Source organism: Psychrobacter sp. TB20-MNA-CIBAN-0197 (assembly GCF_040309765.1).
GTDB classification, from domain to species: Bacteria; Pseudomonadota; Gammaproteobacteria; order Pseudomonadales; family Moraxellaceae; genus Psychrobacter; species Psychrobacter submarinus.
On the sequence record NZ_JBEOPC010000295.1, the window covers coordinates 1 to 306 of the forward strand.

A 306-nucleotide genomic window follows, 5' to 3' on the forward strand; every position below is an offset into this window, starting at 1 on the left:
TTCCTGCGGGTGAATGGACACCAGAGCTTTACGTGGCAACACCTCTGCTGCAGCGCCGCATTGTGCAAAATACAATAGAAGTGCACGAGCCACCTTTTATAACCGAAGTCGCGTTAGCAGAACAAGACACAGACGAGCATCTGTTAACTATAAATATAGACCCAAGTATTGTTAAGCCAGAGACAGTCATCATCCAGGGAAAAATCTACTATCCCAATAACGAAGAGCAAATGTTTACCATAGATGCTGCAGCTAAAGACTCACGTCAGCTTAGTGTTAAAAATTATGATTGGGGTAGATATAGTG

General features: G+C 43.1%; 1 protein-coding gene. It reads left to right on the top strand.

The genetic code is table 11. The annotated features are described in order from the left end of the window. The coding region (locus AAEY83_RS13735; RefSeq protein WP_351059647.1) for a hypothetical protein at positions 1-306 on the top strand (306 nt) is incomplete at both ends.